The organism is Sphingomonas sp. M1A8_2b (genome assembly GCF_053345535.1).
This window is the reverse complement of sequence record NZ_JBKFAH010000002.1, coordinates 821,618-839,674: the sequence shown is the minus strand read 5'-3', so window position 1 is coordinate 839,674 and position 18,057 is coordinate 821,618. Positions and strand designations below refer to the sequence as shown.

The following is an 18,057-nucleotide window of genomic DNA, read 5'->3' as shown; positions in this document are numbered from 1 at the left end:
ATGCGTTTTTCGTCCGTTGCCCTTGCCGCCGCGCTGACCGTCGTGTGCGTATCGACCTCGCTGAGCGGGCAGCGCCCCGACGCGCAGATCGACGCGCGCTCGATGCAGCTTCTCGCCCAAGGGCGCTCACTGGTCGCAGCAGGCAATCTCGATGGGGCGACCGACGTGCTGGAGACCTCCGTCGCGGTCGATCCGCGCAATCGGGCCGCGTTCCTACTGCTCGCCAAGGTCGCCGAAACGCGCGACCTGCCGGGCAAGGCGATCCGCCTATACCGCGAGGCGTTGCTGCTCGAACCGAACGACGTCGCGGCGCTCAAGGGCCAGGGCGAGGCGCTGGTCGCCAAGGGCGCGGTGGTTCGCGCGAAGGATAACCTCGTGAAGATCCGCACGCTCTGCAAGGGCGCGTGTCCGGAAGCGACGCAGCTTGCGGCGGTGATCGCGAAAGGCCCACCGATCGCAACGGCACAGGTCGACAAGACCCCGATCGCCGCCAAGGACTGAGCTACCAGCTGATTCACCCCGTTCACCACCCCGGCGAAGGCCGGGGTCCAACTGGGGAACAATGCTAAGTGTGGATGGCGCGAGGTTACTGCCACCTCTCCAATTGGGCCCCGGCCTACGCCGGGGTGGTGCACCATGGTCCTACGTCGAATGCAGTCCGCTTAGGCGCGTACCGGTGAGCTGACGGCTTTCGCCAGCGCAGTGAAATCCGCCACCGAAAGCGTCTCCGCCCGACGCGTTGCCTCCACCCCGATAAGCTCCAGTGCATCGAGCGCCCCCGGCACGCCCTTCAGGCTCTGCCGAAGCATCTTGCGCCGCTGTCCGAACGCCGCGCCCGTCAGCCGCTCCAGCACCGCGAAGTTCACCCCCTCCGGCGCCTCCATCGGCACCAGATGTACCACAGCAGACATCACCTTCGGCGGCGGCGTGAACGCCGACCGGTGCACCGGCATCGCGATCCGCGCGGTCGAGCGCCACTGCGCCAGAACCGCGAGCCGCCCGTAATGATCGTCATTGGTCTTGGCGACGATCCGCTCGGCCACTTCCTTCTGGAACATCAGCGTGCACGACTGCCACCACGGCAACCACGACGTCGACAGCCACCCGACCAGCAACGCCGTGCCGATATTATACGGCAGGTTCGACACGATATGCGGCTTGCCCTCGAACAGCGCGGGCGCGTCGATGTCCATCGCGTCGCCCTCGATCACGCGCAGCTTGCCCGGATACGCCTCGGCAAGCTCTGCCAGCGCCGGGATACATCGCCGATCGCGCTCGATCGCCGTCACCCGCGCGCCTGCAGCAAGCAGCGCGCGCGTCAGACCACCGGGCCCGGGCCCTACTTCAAGCACCTCGGCATCCTGAAGATCCCCCGGCACCGCCGCGATCCGCTTGAGCAACTGCATGTCGAACAGGAAATTCTGGCCGAGTGCCTTGCTGGCGTTCAAGCCATAGCGCGCGATCACCTCGCGCAACGGCGGGAGTTCGGTCATGCTTGAGCGGATGTCTGCGCGCGCCGGTCGGCGGCCTCACCGGCCATCCTGATGGCGGCAATCATCGCGCCCGGCTCGGCAAGATTCTTGCCCGCGATCGCGAACGCGGTGCCGTGGTCGGGCGAGGTCCGCACGATCGGCAGCCCCAGCGTCATGTTCACGCCCTCGTCGAAATGGATCGTCTTGAGCGGCACGAGCGCCTGGTCGTGGTAACAGCACATGACCACGTCGTAGGTGGTCCGCGCCCGCGGGTGGAACATCGTGTCGGCCGCGAACGGTCCGGTCGCATCGATGCCCTCCGCCCGCAGGATCGCGATGGCGGGTTCGAGGATCTCGATTTCCTCGCGCCCGAGCGCCCCCTGCTCGCCGGCATGGGGATTGAGCCCGGCAAAGGCGAGCCGCGGGTTTTCGATCCCGAAATTCTTGAGCAATCCGCGCGCCGTCGCCCGCGATTTCGCGACAACCAGCTCGATCGACAGCACGCCCGAAACGGCGTTCAGTGGAATATGCGTGGTCATCGGCACGACCCGCAGCGACGGCCCGGCCAGCATCATCACCGCATTATCCCCCGCCACGCCGTAACGTTCGGCGACGAATTCGGTCTGTCCCGGGTGACTGAAACCGATCGCGTAGAGCTGCGATTTCGACACCGGCCCGGTCACGAGCGCACGCGCCGCCCCGTTGCGAACCAGCCCGACCGCGAGTTCGAGCGCATGCAACGCACAGCGCGCGCCGTCCGCATCGGGATGGCCGGGTACGATCTCACCGCTGTCCCCGACCGTCAGCACCGGCAGTGCGGAGGGGAACGCCGCGATCGCCTCGCCCAGATCGGCGACCCGCGCGATCGGGCCGGTCCACACCCGCTCGATCGCGCGCGCGTCACCGACCGCGACAAACGGCGGCAGGATATGCGTTTCGCGCGCGTCCCAGGCCTTGGCGATGATCTCCGGACCGATCCCGGCAGGATCGCCCATCGATACCGCGAGCGGCGGTACGCGCGTCACGCCGCCATCACCATGCCGCCCTCACCATGCCGCGATCATCATGCCCAGATCACCGATAGTCGACCACGGCATCGCGCCGCAGATCGCGCAGCTTCTGCTGCGCGCGCAGGTTGACGCGCTGCTGCTCGAGCTGGCCCTGAATCTGTTCCGAATTCGGTACCGCACCGCCGGCCGCCTCGTCGCGACCGCACAGCACCAGCGCGCGAACGCCCTGTTCCGCGGAGCCGAACGGCGGCGTCGACTGGCCGACCTGGAGTTTCAGCATGATCTCCTGGAGCTGCGGCGGCAGGTCGCGGATGCGGACCGTGTCGTTGTCGACCACGTCCGCGCCGATCCCCGCCGCGACCTTCTCCACCGTACCGCAGCCGCGCAGGTCCTGCGTCGCCTTGGCAAACGCCTGCGCGCGCGCCGAAGCCTGCGCCTGGCTGGTGTTCGGCGGGAACTTCAGCGTCAACTGCTTGAGGCTGAGCTTGGCATCGCGCGGATCGGCGGTCAGCACCTGGCGCTTGTCGGTCAGGTACAGGATCGAATAGCCGCCCGGCACCTCGATCGGCCCGGCGACCTGACCGACCTGCATCGACGTCGCGGCCTCGGACAGCGGCCCCGGCAGCGTCGCCGCACGGATCCAGCCGAGATCGCCGCCGACCGCGCGGGTCGACGCCTCGGAGAACTGCCGCGCGAAATACTCGAACGGCTGTGCGCCCTTCTGGATTTCCTGGAGGATCTGCTTGGCGTTGGCATAAACCTGCTGGCTGTTCGCCGGCGTCGCCGCGAGATAGATTTCCTTCAGGTTGAATTCGTCGGTGCCCTTGGCCGCCTGGAGACGGTCGATGATCGACTTCACCTCCTCGTCGCCGACGTTGACGAACGGCTCGACCCGGCGACGCAGATAGCGCTGCCAGGCGAGCTCGCCTTCGATCTGGCGCTTCAGCGATCGCTCCGACGACCCCGACTCGCGCAGGTAGGCGCGCATCGCCGCCGGCGTCCGGTTGAAACGCTTGGCGACGCCGTCGAAGCTCTGCTGGAGTTCGGCGGGAGTAATCGTGATGTCGGCGGTCTTCGCCTCCTGGATCTCCAGCGTCTCGTCGATCAGCTGGCGCAGCACCTGCAGCTTCAGCCGCTCGCGGTCCTCGGGCGACAGCTTCGCCTCGTTCGCCATCGCCACCAGCGCGACGCGCTGGTCGACGTCGGTTCCGGTGATCACCGTGTCGTTGACGACCGCGGTCGGCTTGCGGACGTTGGGGTCGAGCTTGCCGAAGATCTGGAGATTGCTCGGGATATCGAGGCCGGTATTGTCCGGCACGCTCTGATCCTGAACCGTCTGGCCGGAGGCGCCCTGATCGGCGGCTGCCTGGGGAGGAGCAGCCCGGGGAGGAGCAGTCTGGGGTGTGGCAGTTTGGGCGATCGCGCTCGCCGCGAGCGCCGCCAGGACGACGGTCCCGATCATACGGCCGCCACGCGCCGCCAGTCGAACATCATGCTTCAAGTGTCGATATCCCATCATCGGCCTAGCGGACCGCGTCGCCACGTCATGGCAACACATCCGGCGAGGCTTGCCTCATCGTAGCTGAATGCGGGCTTAGCGGCCGAGATTGGTGAAGGCCAGCGTCAACAGGTAGCTGTTGCCCTTCCGCGCGTCGCCCGTGTTGTTGTAGGTCCGCCGCCAGGTCGCACCGAGGCGGAGGCAGTCGTCCTCGTACTGGAAGCCGACGCGGTGGCGGATCGGCGTGAAGCCGTCGCTGGCCGAGAGCGGGTCCTCCGACTTGTTGGTGAGATCGACCACCGCCGACCCGAACGCCGACCAGAACCGCGCAAACTGCACGCGGCCGGCTGCACGGATTTCCTCCCGGTCGCGCAGATCCTCGATCGAGGCGTCGATGTTGCGGTTCAGTTTCAGATAGCCGACCAGCACGTAGGTCGCGCGCGACCCGATCGTCGCGTCGATCTCGTTGCGGCGGATCGCGAAACCATCCTTGTCCAGCCGATAGCGATGGACGATCGAGACGAAGTCCCGGAACCGCAGCTCGGTACGACCGACGATATCGGAAAACCGGTCGCTGAGCCCGGTGCCGTCGGGCAGGATCGTCGGGCGCGTGCTCAACCGATAGCTCTGGCCGACATTGGTCGTGAAGCTGATCCCCGGCAGATCGAACGCCCATTCACCACCATAGGTCGCGCGCGACGAATCCTCGAACCGATCATAGCCGGCGAAGCGGTTGAGCGAGAACAGATTGGTGTCGTCGAGATCGACCGCGCGCGAATCCTCGTTCGGCAGCGTGATGTTCGCGAACTTGGGTGCCGCGACCAGCTGGATGCGCGGGGTGAAGCGCTGCGTACCGCCCAGGAACGTCCCGATGAACGGCCATTTCACATCGACCGCGACCGCGCCGATCGCTCGCTGGCTGAACCCCTCGAGCCCGCGATAGCTGATGTTGCTCGTCTCGCTCGTATCGTTGGTGTTGTACAGGTCGCCACGCGCGAACGCGGTGAAAGTGACTTCCTGGCCCCAGTTGGTCAGCCGGCGAAGGTCCCATTGCAAGCTGGCAAACGCACGTTGGGTATCCTGGCCGTCGGTGCGGGTCAGTGCCAGCGTGTTGAGCTGAAGCTGGAACTTGCCGCCCAGAACGCCGTCGTCGAACCGCTTGCGATAATCGACCTCGGGCAGGGCGATCGGCTGCTGGCCCTGACTGTCATTGACGCGCAGGGTCTGCGCGTACCAGCCGCTAACCGCGAAATAGCTGGTGTCGTCGATCCGCTCGAGGCTGGCGGTGGTGCGCAGCCGATCGTCGCGCGAGATGTCATAGCGGCGCAGGAACGTCCGGTCGGTGGTCAGGCGAAGCGACCCGCTGAGGCTCCAGTTCGGCGACAGCTGATACCGCGCCATGCCGTCGATATAGCCGCGGAATGCCATCTCGGTATCGGTCGGGTTGGCAGTGTTGAGATCGTCGCTGCGTCGGCTTTCGGTCGCATAGGCGCGGACGCTGAACGCGCCCTTGGTGCTGAGCGCGGAGTAATCGACCTGCGCCATCGGCAGCACGCTGCTGTAGATGTGCGGGGTGATGATCAGCCCCTGGTTGGGGGCGAGCTTGAAATAATAGGGGACACTGACCTCTAGGCCATTGACGCGGCTATACCCGCCATTGGGCGAGAGCAGCCCGCTGTCGCTGTCGCCACCGACCGGGTTCGAGAATTTTGGCAGCGGCAGGCTCGGCAGGCCGAACAGGTGAAGACGCGCGCCGGCGTAATAGATGCGCTTGCGTTCGGGGCGATAAGTGACGCGGACTGCGGTGATCTTCCACGTCGGCTCCTTCGGGCACCCGGCCGAGGTGCCGACCGCGCACGGCGTATAGGCGGCGGTCCTGAGGTTGACCGTGCCGTCGGCGTCGCGCGTACCCTGCTTGGCCGCCAGTCGCCCGCCCTGCTCGAGCACGACGAGCATGTTGTCGACCATTCCGTCCTTGAGCGAATCGGTCAGGTTGATCTCGTCGCCATAGGCGATGTCGCCCTGGGGGTTGGTGACAGCGATGTTGCCGGTCGCGACCACCTTGCCGGTCTGTCGGTTCCACACGACCTTGTCGGCACGCAGGCGATTGCCCTGACGGAACATCCGGACCTCGCCGGTCGCCGTGACGACCTGCGTGTTCGTATCGTATTCGAGGCCATTGGCGCTGAACTGCACCTGGTCTTCGGCGGGAGTCGCGGCCGGCGCATTGGCGACCGGTGCGTCCTGCACGGGGGGCGGGACCGGACGGTCCTGGAAATCCTGAGCCTGCACGGGGGAGGTCGCCAGTCCGCACGCCAGCGCGAGCGAAACGGCACAACCCGTCAAAAGGTCGATACGCAACACGATCCGAACCAACCCCTTTTGGCACACGGCGGCCATGCGCCGCCCTATAGGCCGCCTATCGCACCACCGGGGCTTCGCTGCAATCGCCGTGCGTCGGAGCGTCCCCACCTTGCTTTGCCAAGCCCGCGGCATCAGCTTAGTGCCAAGCCCATCCTATCGTTCAAATGCTTCCCGAGGTTTCTTCATGCAGATCGTCTTCGCCCCGACCGTCCCCGCCAATACCCCGATCCTCGCCGTACCGGTGGCTAAAGACGGCGTGGCGAAGACCAAGTGGAGCGCGATCGGCGGCGATGTCGAGGCGGTGGCGACTAGCGCGGCGACCGCGGCACGGTTTGCGGGCGAGGCCGGGTCGCTCGTCGAGGTGTTCGTGCCGGTCGATGGCGCGGTTCGCCAAGTTCTGCTCGTTGGCGTCGGCGAGGGCGAAAATGTCGATTGGGAAAAGGCTGGCGGCGCGATTACCGCACGCCTGCTGACTTCGGGCGCGACGTCGGTTGTCGCAGACCTATCGGCCGGTGCCTTGCCGACGCCGAAAGCCGCCGCGCACTTCGCCGCCGCCGCTGTCCAGCGCGCATGGCGCTACGATACGTACCGCACCAAGCTGGCCGAGAAGTCGAAGCCGACGCTGACCGAGATCACCATCGCCGGTGCGCCCGACGGCACCGATGCCGCCTGGGCCGAGCAGTCCGCCGTCACCGGCGGGCTCGACCTGACCCGCTGGCTCGTCACCTCACCGCCGAACGTCGTCTATCCCGAGAGCTTCGTCGAGAAGGTGACGAAGGATGTCGAGGGTCTCGGGCTCGAGATCACCGTGCTCGACGAGGCGCAGATGACCGAGCTCGGCATGGGCTCGCTGCTCGGCGTCAGCCAGGGCTCGCGCCGTGAGGCCCGCATCCTCGCGCTCAAGTGGAACGGGGCAGGGGCCGATGCGCCGACGCTTGCGTTCGTCGGCAAGGGCGTGACGTTCGATTCTGGTGGCATCTCGATCAAGCCCGGCGCGGGCATGGAAGACATGAAGTGGGACATGGGCGGCGCGGGCGCGGTCGCCGGCGCGATGAAGGCGCTCGCAAGCCGCAAGGCGAAGGCGAACGTCGTCGGCGTGATGGGCCTGGTCGAGAACATGCCCGACGGCGCTGCGCTGCGTCCTAGCGACGTCATCACCTCGATGTCGGGCCAGACGATCGAAGTGCTCAACACCGACGCCGAGGGTCGCCTCGTGCTGTGCGATTGCGTCACCTGGGTGCAGCAGGCGCACAAGCCGACCACGATCGTCGATCTCGCCACGCTCACCGGCGCGATGATCGTCGCGCTCGGCACCGAGAATGGCGGCATCTTCGCCAATGACGACGCGCTCGCCGATCAGCTGATCGCGGCGGGAAAGACCACCGGCGACACGCTCTGGCGCTTCCCGTTGTCGCCTGCTTACGACAAGCTGATCGACTCGCCGATCGCCGACATGAAGAACGTGGGGCCGCGCGGCGCCGGCTCGATCACCGCGGCGCAATTCATCAAGCGCTTCGTCGATGAGGGTGTGAAGTGGGCGCATCTCGACATCGCCGGCATGGTCTGGTCCGACAAGCCCGGCACGAACCACGACAAGGGCGCAACCGGCTACGGCGTGCGCCTGCTCGACCAGTTCGTCGCCGATAACTTCGAGGGCTGAACTCTGAGAGAAGAACTGTTCCCCCGCGGACGCGGGGGCCCAGCTAAGTACCGACACCGATCGTGACCCTGGACCCCCGCCTTCGCGGGGGAACAGCGGGGAGTAAGTATGCAGGTCGATTTCTACCACCTTACCAGCCCCCTCGACCGCGTCCTCCCGCGCATCGCCGAGCGCGTCGTCCAAACCGGCGGCCGCCTCCTGATAGTTGCCGAACCCGAAGAACAACGCGTCGCCCTCGACCGCCTCCTCTGGTCCTACGCCCCCGAGAGCTTCCTCCCCCACGCCCAGGCCGGCAGCAACGACGACACAGCGCAACCCATTCTAATCGCTCAGGATATCCAGGAGAACGCCCCCGCCAACGCCGCCCGTAACGTCGCGGTGGTAGACGGCCGTTGGCGTGACCTTATCCTAACCTTTGATCGAGCCTTCCACCTCTTCGACGACGAAGCGATCCAGGAAGCGCGCCTAGCATGGAGGGCGCTCGCCGACCGCGACGACGTCGAGCGCCGCTACTGGAAGCAGAACGACGCTGGCCGTTGGGAACAGGCCGCATAGGTTGCTTTAACCGCGTGCCCCGCCTAAGCGCCGCGCATCCAACTACCGACAACACAGGAGCCCGTGACCATCATGGCCGCGAACCGTACCTTTTCGATCATCAAGCCCGATGCAACCCGCCGCAACCTGACCGGTGCGGTCACCAAGATGCTCGAGGAAGCTGGCCTGCGCGTCGTCGCTTCGAAGCGCATCCAGATGACCCGCGAGCAGGCCGAAGGCTTCTACGCGGTCCACAAGGAGCGTCCGTTCTTCGGCGAGCTCGTCTCGTTCATGATCTCGGGCCCGGTCGTCGTCCAGGTTCTCGAAGGCGAGAACGCGATGCAGCGCAACCGCGACATCATGGGCGCCACCAACCCCGCGAACGCCGAGCCCGGCACGATCCGCAAGGAACTCGCCGAGTCGATCGAAGCCAATTCGGTCCACGGTTCGGACTCGGACGAGAACGCCGAGATCGAGATCGCCTACTTCTTCAAGCCTGAAGAAATCGTCGGCTGATGACCTGGCGGCTGCGACGGGCCGAGCCGGGTGACGCGCCCGCGCTAGCGCTCGTCGCATCCGCCACGTTTCTCGACACCTATGCGACCGTGCTGACGGGGACGGATATCGTCGCCCACTGCACGACGAAGAACAGCATCGACGCGTTCGAGACGTGGCTGGCCGATCCCGCGACGATCGTGACGCTGGCCGAGCACGAGCCGGGCCACGCGCCGATCGGCTACACGGTGCTCACGGCACCCGATTTCCCGGTCGCACCCGGCCCCGCGGACATAGAACTCCGCCGCATCTACCTGATGAAACACGCCCAAGGCACCGGCCTGGGCGCCGCCCTGATGGCCCGCGCCCTGGAAGATGTCGCCGCGGCGGCCCACACTCGCGTCCTGCTAGGCGTATGGGACCAAAACACCCGCGCCCGAGCCTTCTACGAACGCCACGGCTTCAAAGTAATCGGCGCCCGCCAGTTCACAGTCGGCACCACCCTCCACGACGACCCGGTCTACGCTCGAGCGGTTTGAGGTTCCCCGGCGGAAGAGCGCCGCACAGCACAGCAGCGCCACCACCCCGGCGAAGGCCGGGGCCCAATTGGAAAGGTCGCAGTAACGGAACGCTGCCCTCGGTTAGCAACGTTCCCCAATTGGACCCCGGCCTCCGCCGGGGTGGTGCCGTTTAGCGGTACGCGACTTACTCCGCCGGCTTCTCTTTCACCCAGATCGCATCAAGCCTAGCCTGATCCCCGCCACGCTGGCGCACCCGCAGCCCTTCGAGCTTGAACGAGCGACCCAGTATCCGGCGGCCATGCGTCTTCCAGATCACATCGTAGATCCCGCTCGCCGAGCGCGTCCGGTCGCCGTCGAAATACTGCACGCTCACCAGCACCGGCAGCCGCCCCGCGCGATCGTCCGACCCACCATCGGTCAGCTTCAGCATCGGCGCCGAGACCCACGAGGCGTCGATGATCGGCTCGGCCGGCGGCCGCTGCGGCGATACGCCGAGCGCCTTGGGAAACGTGATCGTCACGTCCTGAAGATCGTGCCGCGCATCCTTCAGCAACAGCGTGTCGCCGCCATCCTGCACGATCGCCGACAGATCGATCTTGGTCCGCTCGCGCGCCGCACTCGACTGCGCGGCAAGCTTGTCGGCCTCGTTCGCACGGTGATCCGACCAATTCGTCCACAACGTAAGCGCGGCGATCAGCACGCCAGCAACCGCCACGACCTCCGCCAGCGTCACCCAGCGCCGCCGCGTCGCCGCAGCCTCGCGCCGTTCGGTTGGCGTCTCGCCGCTCATCGCCCGCCAGCTTCCAGCAGGCGGGCGGGGGCCGCCAGCTCCCAACTGCGCGCGATCCGGTCCTCGACCAGCGCCCAGTCGGGATCGCCCGCAAGGTTGACGCCGACCCACCCGGTCGCGCCAAGATACGAAGGCCGCGAATACACAGCCGGGTTGGCCTCGATCAGCATCGCCTGCTCATCGCTTCCGCCCGTCTTCACGCACACGACCGTCAGTCCATCACCATGATGATCCGCCCGGAACTGCGCGAACTGCTTGCCCGCGACGAAGAACGTCGGTTGGCCATGCGACACCTTCTCCTCGGTGTCAGGCAATCCCAAAGCCGCCGCGCGAACGCGGTCGAGGGGGGACAGATCGGTCATCGCGTCACGAACTCCGCCAAGGTCTTGGGATACAGCATATGTTCGGCCGCAAGCACGCGCTCCGCAAGAGCATCCGCATCGTCATCCGCAAGGATCGGCACCTCGGCCTGCCCCAGTACCACGCCGCCATCGAGTTCCTCGGTCACGACATGCACCGAGCACCCACCGACCGCATCGCCCGCGGCGATCGCCCGCGCATGCGTGTCGAGCCCCTTGTACTTGGGCAGCAGCGACGGATGGATGTTGACGATCCGGTGCCGCCACGCCGCCACGAACCCGTCCGACAGCAGCCGCATATAGCCGGCCAGCGCAACCACCTCGACGCCAGCCTCACGCAACGCCGCATCGATCGCCGCCTCGTAAGCAGGCTTCCCTAAACCCTTGGGCGAAAGCGCAAACGTCGCCAGACCCTGCGACCGCGCCCATTCGAGCCCAGCCGCATCCGGCTTGTCCGAAGCCACTAACGCGATCTCATACGGACACTCGGCCGCGCGCGACGCAGCCACCAGCGCCATCATGTTGGATCCGCGCCCCGAGATCAGCACGCCGACCCGCGTCTTCTCAGCCATGCGTCGCGGTCCAGTCCTCGCGCGCACTCCAGGTGCCCGCCGACCCGCGGACCGTACAGCCATGTGCTCCGGTCTCGATCCGCCCGATCGTGAACACCGTCTCGTCGGCCGCCTCCAGTGCCGAAGTCACCGCCTCGGCCTCGTCGGCGCTTACGATCGCAACCATGCCGATGCCGCAGTTGAACGTCCGCGCCATCTCCTCCGGCTCGATCGCGCCCTGCGCCTGAAGGAACGCCATCAACCGCGACTGCTCCCACGCATCCGCATCGACCACCGCATGCATACCGTCCGGCAGGACGCGCGGAATATTCTCCAGCAGACCGCCGCCGGTGATGTGCGCCAGTCCCTTGATCCGCCGCTCGCGCAGCAACGGCAGCAGGCTCGCCACGTAAATGCGAGTCGGCGCCATCAGATGATCGATCAGCAACTTGTCCTGATCGAACAGCGCAGGCCGATCGAGCTTCCAACCGCGATCCGTCGCCAGCCGGCGAACCAGCGAGAACCCGTTCGAATGCACGCCCGACGACGCGAGCCCGAGCATCACATCGCCCGCAGCGATCTCTCGCCCGGTAAGAACGTTGGTCCGCTCGACCGCACCGACGCAGAAACCCGCCAGATCGTAATCGCCGTCTGCGTACATGCCCGGCATCTCGGCGGTCTCGCCCCCGATCAGCGCACAACCCGCGGTCTTGCAGCCCTCAGCGATCGAGGCGACGACGCGCTCGGCAACCGCCGCATCGAGCTTTCCGCTTGCGTAATAATCGAGGAAGAACAAAGGCTCGGCGCCCTGCACGATCAGATCATTGACGCACATCGCGACGAGATCGACGCCGACGCCCTCGTGCCGGTCCCATTCGATCGCAAGCTTCAGCTTGGTGCCGACGCCGTCGTTCGCCGCAACTAGCAACGGATCGACGAAACCCGCCGCTTTCAAGTCGAACATCCCGCCGAACCCGCCAAGATCGGCGTCCGCACCCGGCCGCCGCGTCGAGCGCGCGAGCGGGGCGATCGCGCGCACCAACGCATTGCCCGCGGCGATCGAAACGCCCGCTTGAGCGTAGGTATAGGAGCCCGTGGCGGGAGCGGCGGAGTCTGGCGTATCGGTCATGATCGGTGCTGCTAGCCACATCGCGCTTGGATTTCCACGTCTGCTTCGCCAAAAGGCCCGCTTGATGCGTATTCGTACCCTTCCCACAGCCCTGGCCGGCGCCGTACTGCTGCTCAGCGGCGGAGCCGTGCTCGCGCAGATCGAGGGCGGTAGCCGAGGCGCGGCCCCGGTCGACAGCGGCAGCGCCTACGAGGTCAGCGGCGTCACCGTCGACGTCGCCGGCAGGACCGCATACGCCGCGCGCTACGGCGGCTGGCGGCTCGCGCAGCGCAAGGCGTGGGTACAATTGTCGAACCGACTGGGCGGCGGTGGCGGTCTGGTCTCCGATGGCACGCTCGATTCGCTGGTCTCCGGGATCGTCGTCGAGAACGAGCAGATCGGCCCGCAGCGCTATATAGCCAAGCTCGGCGTGCTGTTCGACCGAACGCGCGCGGGTTCGGTCCTCGGCATCTCGACCTATGCCGATCGCTCGCAGCCGATGTTGACCATCCCGATCCAGTATTCGGGCGGCGTTGGCCAAGCGTTCGAGCAGAGCACGCAGTGGCAGCAGGCCTGGGCGCGCTATCGCACCGGCAACAGCAGCATCGATTATGTCCGCCCATCCGGCTCCGGCCCCGATGCGCTCCTGCTAAACGTTGGCCAGGCGCAGCGTCCCGGCCGCGGTTGGTGGCGAACGGTGCTCGATCAATATGGCGCGAGCGATGTGCTGATGCCGGTCGTGAAGCTCTATCGGCAATGGCCCGGCGGCCCGGTGATCGGGGTCTTCGAAGCACGGCACGGCCCCGACAACGACCTGATCGGCAGCTTCACGCTGCGCGTCGGGACGCCCGACGGCATCGCGCAGCTGCTCGATACCGGCGTGAAGCGGATCGACGACCTGTATCAGCAGGCGCGCCGCAACGGCTCGCTCCGCGTCGACTACAGCCTGTCGCCACCGCCGCCGCCCGAGGCCGCGGTGACCGACGACCTGCCGACCGACGAGACCGCCGACGCCAACACCGCCGCGCTGACCGGGGGCGAGGGCATCTCGGTCACCGTCCAGTTCGATACGCCCGCCGCCACGGCGGTATCCTCGACCGAAGCCGCACTCCGCGCGATCCCCGGCGTCCGCTCGGCGGCAACGACCAGCCTCGCGCTCGGCGGGGTCTCGTTGATGCGCGTCGCGTACGATGGCGATCCGGCCGCGCTCAAGTCCGCTCTCGAAGCCCGCGGCTACCAAGTCTTCGGCTCGGGCCAGACGATCCGGATCCGCCGGGTTTCCCAACTTCTTCCGCCGGACCTTCCCGCGGATACCGTGACGACAGGGTGAGCGCGACCAAGATGACTCAAATCGCGCTGCCACTCGGGTGGCCGGCGGATCCTCGCGACGACGCCTTCCTGGTTACCCCTTCCAACGCCCGCGCCGCGCAGACGCTCGAGCATTGGGCAACGTGGCCCGTCAAGACCGCCATCCTCACCGGCCCGCGCAAATCGGGCCGCAGCCTGCTCGCGCGGATCTTCGCGGCGAAGAGCGGCGGGACGATCATCGACGATGCCGAGCGCGTGCCCGAAGCACAGCTGTTCCACGCCTGGAACCGCGCGCAGGAGGAGCACAAGCCGCTCCTGATCGTCGCCGACGCAGCGCCGCCAGAATGGAAGGTCAAGCTCCCCGATCTCCGCTCGCGTCTCGCCGCCAGCCCGATTGCGGCGATCGGCGCGCCCGACGACGAACTCATGCGGCTGCTGCTCGCGCACATGTTCGAGCGCCGCAGCCTCGATGCTAGGCCCGATCTGATCGACTGGCTCGCCACCCGAATCGAACGTAGTCATATTACCGTAACGCGAACCGTGGATGCGCTGGACCAGGAGGCGATGGAACGCCGCAAGCGCTTGTCCATTCCTCTCGCACGAACCACACTGACCGAGGCCGGGCTGATCTTCCGGCCGCAATTCGCCCTCGACCTGCCGCTCCTGACGCCACCATAAGACTCCAAAGAGGCCCGATGAACCGTCCAGCGCATATCGTCCGCCAATCGGAAGACGACGACGATCCCATCGGTGCAGAGCCGAACGACCGGTTCTTCAACCGCGAGCTCTCCTGGCTGGCGTTCAACCGCCGCGTGCTGGAGGAGGCGTGCAACCCCGCGCACCCGTTGCTCGAACGGCTCCGCTTCCTGTCGATCTCGGGGTCGAACCTCGACGAGTTCTTCATGGTCCGCGTCGCCGGTCTGAAGGGCCAGCAGACGCAGGACGTGGATCGACGGTCCGCCGACGGCCTCACCGCGGGCCAGCAGCTGACCGCGATCGTCCGCGAGGCCGACGAACTGATGGCCAGCCAGCAGGCGGTGTGGGGCGACCTGCGTGTGCTGCTCGACGAGGCAGGACTGTTCGTGCTGCGGCGCGAGGCGGTCGAAGGCGAGGCCGACGAGTGGCTGGAAACACATTTCCGCGATCAGATCTTCCCGATCCTGACCCCGCAGGCGCTCGACCCCGCACATCCGTTCCCGTTCATCCCCAACCGCGGTCTGTCGGTGATATTCGACCTCGTCCGCCGTTCGGATAACGAGCCGGTCCGCGAACTCGTCATGCTTCCACACACGATGACGCGCTTCGTCCGCCTGCCTGGCGAACCCGCGCGCTACATCTCGATCGAATCGATCCTGAAGCGGTTCGCACCGGTCCTGTTCCCAGGCTACGAAGTCCTCGCCGCCGCCAGCTTCCGCGTCCTGCGCGACAGCGACATGGAGATCGAAGAGGAGGCGGAAGACCTCGTCCGCTACTTCGCCAACGCGATCAAGCGCCGCCGCCGCGGCCGCGTCATCCGCCTGGAACTCGAAACCGGCATCCCGGACGTGCTGGCGGCCGTGCTCAAGGACGAACTCGGTGGCGCCGACGCGATCATTACCGAGAGTGGTAATCTCCTCGGCATCGTCGACCTCGACGGGCTGGTCGACGAAGATCGCCCCGACCTGAAGTTCCCGCCCTTCACGCCACGCTTCCCGGAGCGGATCCGCGAATTCGGCGGCGATTGCTTCGCGGCGATCAAGGCCAAGGACATCGTCGTCCATCACCCGTACGAGACGTTCGAGGTGGTACTCGCCTTCCTCAAGCAGGCGGCGAACGACCCCGACGTCGTCGCGATCAAGCAGACGCTCTACCGCGCCGGCAAGCAGCCCGCGGTCATCAACGCACTGATTACCGCCGCCGAGGCGGGCAAGTCGGTCACCGCGGTTGTCGAACTGAAGGCGCGGTTCGACGAAGAGCAGAACATGGTCTGGGCCTCCGCACTGGAGCGCGCGGGCGTGCAGGTCGTCTACGGCTTCATCGACTGGAAGACGCACGCCAAGGTCTCGCTGGTCGTCCGCCGCGAAGGCTCTGCGTTCCGCACCTACTGCCATTTCGGCACGGGAAATTATCACCCGGTCACGGCCAAGATCTACACCGACCTCAGCTTCTTCACCGCCGACGCCGCGGTCGGGCGCGATGCGGCGCAGATGTTCAACTACATCACCGGCTATGTCGAACCGACCGACATGGCGCGCGTCAGCCTGTCGCCGCGCGACCTCCGCCAGAACCTGATGAACCTGATCGACGTCGAGATCGCCAACGCGCGCGCCGGCAAGCCCGCCGGGGTTTGGGCGAAGATGAACTCACTGGTCGACCCCGCGGTGATCGAGAAGCTGTACGAGGCGAGCGGTGCGGGGGTCGAGATCGACCTCATCATCCGCGGCATCTGCTGCCTGCGCCCTGGCGTGCCCGGTCTGTCCGAGACGGTCCGCGTAAAGTCCGTGATCGGGCGCTTCCTCGAGCACAGCCGGATCTGGGCGTTCGGCAACGGCAAGGCGCTGCCCAACGACGGTGCCAAGCTGTTTATCTCGTCGGCGGACTGGATGCCGCGCAACTTCGACCGCCGCGTCGAATATATGCTGCCGATCCTCAACCCGACCGTCCACGACCAGATTCTCGATCAGGTGATGGTCGCGAACCTGATCGACAACGAGCAGAGTTGGGAGCTAGGCCCCGACGGCGAATACACGCGCGTCGATCCCGGCGACCGCCCGTTCAACCTGCATCGGTATTTCATGACGAATCCTTCGCTCTCCGGCCGCGGCGCCTCGCTCGCGACCAGCAATGCCGTGCCGACGCTGTCGCTCCGCCGCAAACGATGAGCGTCACCAGCGTTCTGTTCGGCAATTCGCCACCGAAAGCCGAGACCGACGATCATCCGCGTACCGGGATCATCGACATCGGCTCGAACTCGATCCGTCTGGTGGTGTATCAGGGACCACCACGGCTGCCCGCGATCCGGTTCAACGAGAAGGTGCTCGCCGGGCTTGGCCGAGGCCTCGCAGCTACCGGATCGATCGAGAAATCTGCGCTAAAAACGGCGCGGGTGGCCCTCGCCCGGTTCGCGGCGGTCGCGCGCGAGATGGAATGCTCGACGCTCCGCACGGTCGCGACGGCCGCGGTACGCGATGCGAAGAACGGCGGCGAACTCATTGCAACCGCCGAACAACTTGGCCTCAAGGTCGAGACGCTGTCGGGCGAGCAGGAAGCCAGCGCGGCCGGTTATGGCGTACTCTCCGCAATCCCCGATGCGGACGGCATCGTCGGCGATCTCGGCGGCGGCAGTCTCGAACTCGTTCGCGTTCGCCGCGGCAAGATCGAGGACCGCGTCTCGTTTCCGCTCGGCGTGCTCCGCATCGGCCCGCTTCGCGCCAAGCGCGGCAAGGTGCTCGAACGCTATGTCGCAAGGCTGGTGCGCGAGGCTGGCTGGACGGCCAAGGGGCAGGGGCTGCCGCTCTATCTCGTCGGCGGATCGTGGCGTGCGCTGGCGCGGCTCGACATGGAGCTGTCGGACTATCCGCTGCCGATCATCCACCAGTATCCGATGACCGCCGCGACGATCACGCGGCTCAGTCGCACGATCCCGCAGCTTTCGAAGCCCCGCCTGAAGGCGATTCCCGGCTTGTCCTCCGGGCGCACGGCGACGCTGGCCGACGCGGCCGCCTTGCTCGGGGTGCTTATGCGCCAGCTCGGCAGCAAGACGACCGTCGTGTCCGCCTATGGGCTCCGCGAAGGCCTGCTCTACGGCGACCTGGAGCCCAAGACCCGCGCGCTCGATCCGCTGATCGTCGCAGCCCGTGAAGAGGGGCGCCTGCTCGGTCGCTTCCCCGAACATGGCGACCTGCTCGACCGCTGGATCGCTCCTCTGTTCGTCACCGAGTCGCCCGCATTGGCGCGCATCCGCCACACCGCGTGTCTGCTCGCCGACGTAGGCTGGCGCGCCAACCCCGAATTCCGCGCCGAACGCGGCGTCGAGATCGCGCTGCACGGCAATTGGGTCGCGATCGACGCGCCCGGTCGCGGGATGCTGGCGCAGGCGCTTTATACAAGCCTCGGCGGCGATCTGGCAGCGGCAGACCCCGTCGGACGACTGGCAACGCCGGCCGCCGTGAAAAGCGCGACCGCCTGGGGCCTCGCGATGCGCCTCGGCCAGCGCATGAGCGGTGGCCTCGCAGGGCCGCTCAAGCGGTCGAGCCTCGCCGACGACGGGATGTCGCTGACGCTCACGTTACAGGCCGATGATCGCGGCTTGTATGGAGAGGCCGTCGAACGTCGCCATGCGGCTTTGGCTGCGGCACTCGGCCGCAAGTCGCTGCTCGCACTGGCCTGAGCTACACTCCTTCCGCGG

General features: G+C 66.8%; 17 protein-coding genes. 9 read left to right on the top strand and 8 right to left on the bottom strand.

What is annotated here, in order from left to right:
• Positions 1-501 carry a tetratricopeptide repeat protein gene (locus ACLBWL_RS11965; protein WP_447793274.1) on the top strand — a complete coding sequence of 167 codons (501 nt, stop codon included), beginning with the start codon at positions 1-3 and terminating at the stop codon, positions 499-501.
• A 161-nt stretch (positions 502-662) separates the two neighbouring features.
• Here ACLBWL_RS11965 and rsmA read toward each other — a convergent pair whose 3' ends face one another.
• The 4 genes from rsmA to ACLBWL_RS11945 all read right to left on the bottom strand — a co-directional run bounded on the left by rsmA (position 663) and on the right by ACLBWL_RS11945 (position 6,380).
• Complete coding sequence (gene rsmA / locus ACLBWL_RS11960; protein WP_447793272.1) at positions 663-1,493, bottom strand: 16S rRNA (adenine(1518)-N(6)/adenine(1519)-N(6))-dimethyltransferase RsmA; 831 nt, start codon at positions 1,491-1,493, stop codon at positions 663-665.
• Entirely contained in the window at positions 1,490-2,497 is a 1,008-nt protein-coding gene (pdxA, locus tag ACLBWL_RS11955; protein WP_447793270.1) for a 4-hydroxythreonine-4-phosphate dehydrogenase PdxA, read from the bottom strand. Before pdxA ends, rsmA begins: the two co-directional genes overlap by 4 nt.
• Before the next feature lie 49 nt (positions 2,498-2,546).
• Positions 2,547-3,983 carry a peptidylprolyl isomerase gene (locus tag ACLBWL_RS11950; RefSeq protein ID WP_447793268.1) on the bottom strand — a complete coding sequence of 479 codons (1,437 nt, stop codon included), beginning with the start codon at positions 3,981-3,983 and terminating at the stop codon, positions 2,547-2,549.
• A 93-nt stretch (positions 3,984-4,076) separates the two neighbouring features.
• Positions 4,077-6,380, bottom strand: coding sequence for an LPS-assembly protein LptD (locus ACLBWL_RS11945; RefSeq protein ID WP_447793266.1), 2,304 nt, complete (start codon positions 6,378-6,380; stop codon positions 4,077-4,079).
• Between the two features lie 148 nt (positions 6,381-6,528).
• Here ACLBWL_RS11945 and ACLBWL_RS11940 point away from each other — a divergent pair, with 148 nt between their 5' ends.
• From ACLBWL_RS11940 to ACLBWL_RS11925, 4 genes are all read left to right on the top strand, one after another.
• The gene (locus ACLBWL_RS11940; protein ID WP_447793264.1) at positions 6,529-8,004 is read left to right on the top strand and encodes a leucyl aminopeptidase; all 1,476 of its coding nucleotides are present in this window, start codon (positions 6,529-6,531) and stop codon (positions 8,002-8,004) included.
• A 108-nt stretch (positions 8,005-8,112) separates the two neighbouring features.
• Positions 8,113-8,559: a DNA polymerase III subunit chi gene (locus ACLBWL_RS11935; RefSeq protein ID WP_447793262.1), complete on the top strand. Its 447-nt coding sequence runs from the start codon at positions 8,113-8,115 to the stop codon at positions 8,557-8,559.
• A gap of 72 nt (positions 8,560-8,631) precedes the next feature.
• On the top strand, positions 8,632-9,054 hold the full coding sequence (gene ndk, locus ACLBWL_RS11930; protein ID WP_031393391.1) for a nucleoside-diphosphate kinase: 423 nt from the start codon (positions 8,632-8,634) through the stop codon (positions 9,052-9,054).
• Positions 9,054-9,572 carry an N-acetyltransferase family protein gene (locus tag ACLBWL_RS11925; protein WP_447793260.1) on the top strand — a complete coding sequence of 173 codons (519 nt, stop codon included), beginning with the start codon at positions 9,054-9,056 and terminating at the stop codon, positions 9,570-9,572. Before ndk ends, ACLBWL_RS11925 begins: the two co-directional genes overlap by 1 nt.
• 166 nt (positions 9,573-9,738) lie before the next feature.
• On the opposite strand, the gene ACLBWL_RS11920 is transcribed toward ACLBWL_RS11925, so the two are convergent.
• The 4 genes from ACLBWL_RS11920 to purM are packed head-to-tail and all read right to left on the bottom strand — an operon-like array spanning position 9,739 to position 12,383.
• The gene (locus tag ACLBWL_RS11920; RefSeq protein WP_447793259.1) at positions 9,739-10,344 is read right to left on the bottom strand and encodes a hypothetical protein; all 606 of its coding nucleotides are present in this window, start codon (positions 10,342-10,344) and stop codon (positions 9,739-9,741) included.
• The gene (locus ACLBWL_RS11915; protein WP_447793257.1) at positions 10,341-10,706 is read right to left on the bottom strand and encodes an MmcQ/YjbR family DNA-binding protein; all 366 of its coding nucleotides are present in this window, start codon (positions 10,704-10,706) and stop codon (positions 10,341-10,343) included. The genes ACLBWL_RS11920 and ACLBWL_RS11915 overlap by 4 nt, the downstream gene beginning before the upstream one ends.
• On the bottom strand, positions 10,703-11,275 hold the full coding sequence (gene purN / locus ACLBWL_RS11910) for a phosphoribosylglycinamide formyltransferase (RefSeq protein WP_447793256.1): 573 nt from the start codon (positions 11,273-11,275) through the stop codon (positions 10,703-10,705). Before purN ends, ACLBWL_RS11915 begins: the two co-directional genes overlap by 4 nt.
• Positions 11,268-12,383: a phosphoribosylformylglycinamidine cyclo-ligase gene (purM, locus tag ACLBWL_RS11905; RefSeq protein ID WP_447793502.1), complete on the bottom strand. Its 1,116-nt coding sequence runs from the start codon at positions 12,381-12,383 to the stop codon at positions 11,268-11,270. Before purM ends, purN begins: the two co-directional genes overlap by 8 nt.
• Positions 12,384-12,447: 64 nt before the next feature.
• Between purM and ACLBWL_RS11900 the strand changes: the two genes are divergently transcribed.
• From ACLBWL_RS11900 to ACLBWL_RS11885, 4 genes are read left to right on the top strand one after another with little or no spacing between them, the layout of a single operon-like run.
• Positions 12,448-13,692, top strand: a complete 1,245-nt coding sequence (locus tag ACLBWL_RS11900) for a heavy-metal-associated domain-containing protein (RefSeq protein WP_447793254.1) — start codon at positions 12,448-12,450, stop codon at positions 13,690-13,692.
• 11 nt (positions 13,693-13,703) lie between these two features.
• On the top strand, positions 13,704-14,348 hold the full coding sequence (locus tag ACLBWL_RS11895) for an HdaA/DnaA family protein (protein ID WP_447793252.1): 645 nt from the start codon (positions 13,704-13,706) through the stop codon (positions 14,346-14,348).
• A gap of 17 nt (positions 14,349-14,365) precedes the next feature.
• The gene (locus ACLBWL_RS11890) at positions 14,366-16,531 is read left to right on the top strand and encodes an RNA degradosome polyphosphate kinase (protein WP_447793250.1); all 2,166 of its coding nucleotides are present in this window, start codon (positions 14,366-14,368) and stop codon (positions 16,529-16,531) included.
• Positions 16,528-18,039, top strand: coding sequence for a Ppx/GppA phosphatase family protein (locus ACLBWL_RS11885; RefSeq protein WP_447793248.1), 1,512 nt, complete (start codon positions 16,528-16,530; stop codon positions 18,037-18,039). The genes ACLBWL_RS11890 and ACLBWL_RS11885 overlap by 4 nt, the downstream gene beginning before the upstream one ends.
• The last annotated feature ends 18 nt before the right edge of the window (positions 18,040-18,057 follow it).

What these genes read in the sequence shown, in the direction of transcription:
- ACLBWL_RS11965 (WP_447793274.1), top strand. Translation starts at nt 1, where the DNA reads ATGCGTTTTTCGTCCGTTGCCCTTGCCGCCGCGCTGACCGTCGTGTGC.
- rsmA (WP_447793272.1), bottom strand. Translation starts at nt 1,493, where the DNA reads ATGACCGAACTCCCGCCGTTGCGCGAGGTGATCGCGCGCTATGGCTTG.
- ACLBWL_RS11945 (WP_447793266.1), bottom strand. Translation starts at nt 6,380, where the DNA reads ATGGCCGCCGTGTGCCAAAAGGGGTTGGTTCGGATCGTGTTGCGTATC.
- ACLBWL_RS11940 (WP_447793264.1), top strand. Translation starts at nt 6,529, where the DNA reads ATGCAGATCGTCTTCGCCCCGACCGTCCCCGCCAATACCCCGATCCTC.
- ACLBWL_RS11935 (WP_447793262.1), top strand. Translation starts at nt 8,113, where the DNA reads ATGCAGGTCGATTTCTACCACCTTACCAGCCCCCTCGACCGCGTCCTC.
- ndk (WP_031393391.1), top strand. Translation starts at nt 8,632, where the DNA reads ATGGCCGCGAACCGTACCTTTTCGATCATCAAGCCCGATGCAACCCGC.
- ACLBWL_RS11925 (WP_447793260.1), top strand. Translation starts at nt 9,054, where the DNA reads ATGACCTGGCGGCTGCGACGGGCCGAGCCGGGTGACGCGCCCGCGCTA.
- ACLBWL_RS11920 (WP_447793259.1), bottom strand. Translation starts at nt 10,344, where the DNA reads ATGAGCGGCGAGACGCCAACCGAACGGCGCGAGGCTGCGGCGACGCGG.
- ACLBWL_RS11915 (WP_447793257.1), bottom strand. Translation starts at nt 10,706, where the DNA reads ATGACCGATCTGTCCCCCCTCGACCGCGTTCGCGCGGCGGCTTTGGGA.
- purN (WP_447793256.1), bottom strand. Translation starts at nt 11,275, where the DNA reads ATGGCTGAGAAGACGCGGGTCGGCGTGCTGATCTCGGGGCGCGGATCC.
- purM (WP_447793502.1), bottom strand. Translation starts at nt 12,383, where the DNA reads ATGACCGATACGCCAGACTCCGCCGCTCCCGCCACGGGCTCCTATACC.
- ACLBWL_RS11900 (WP_447793254.1), top strand. Translation starts at nt 12,448, where the DNA reads ATGCGTATTCGTACCCTTCCCACAGCCCTGGCCGGCGCCGTACTGCTG.
- ACLBWL_RS11895 (WP_447793252.1), top strand. Translation starts at nt 13,704, where the DNA reads ATGACTCAAATCGCGCTGCCACTCGGGTGGCCGGCGGATCCTCGCGAC.
- ACLBWL_RS11890 (WP_447793250.1), top strand. Translation starts at nt 14,366, where the DNA reads ATGAACCGTCCAGCGCATATCGTCCGCCAATCGGAAGACGACGACGAT.
- ACLBWL_RS11885 (WP_447793248.1), top strand. Translation starts at nt 16,528, where the DNA reads ATGAGCGTCACCAGCGTTCTGTTCGGCAATTCGCCACCGAAAGCCGAG.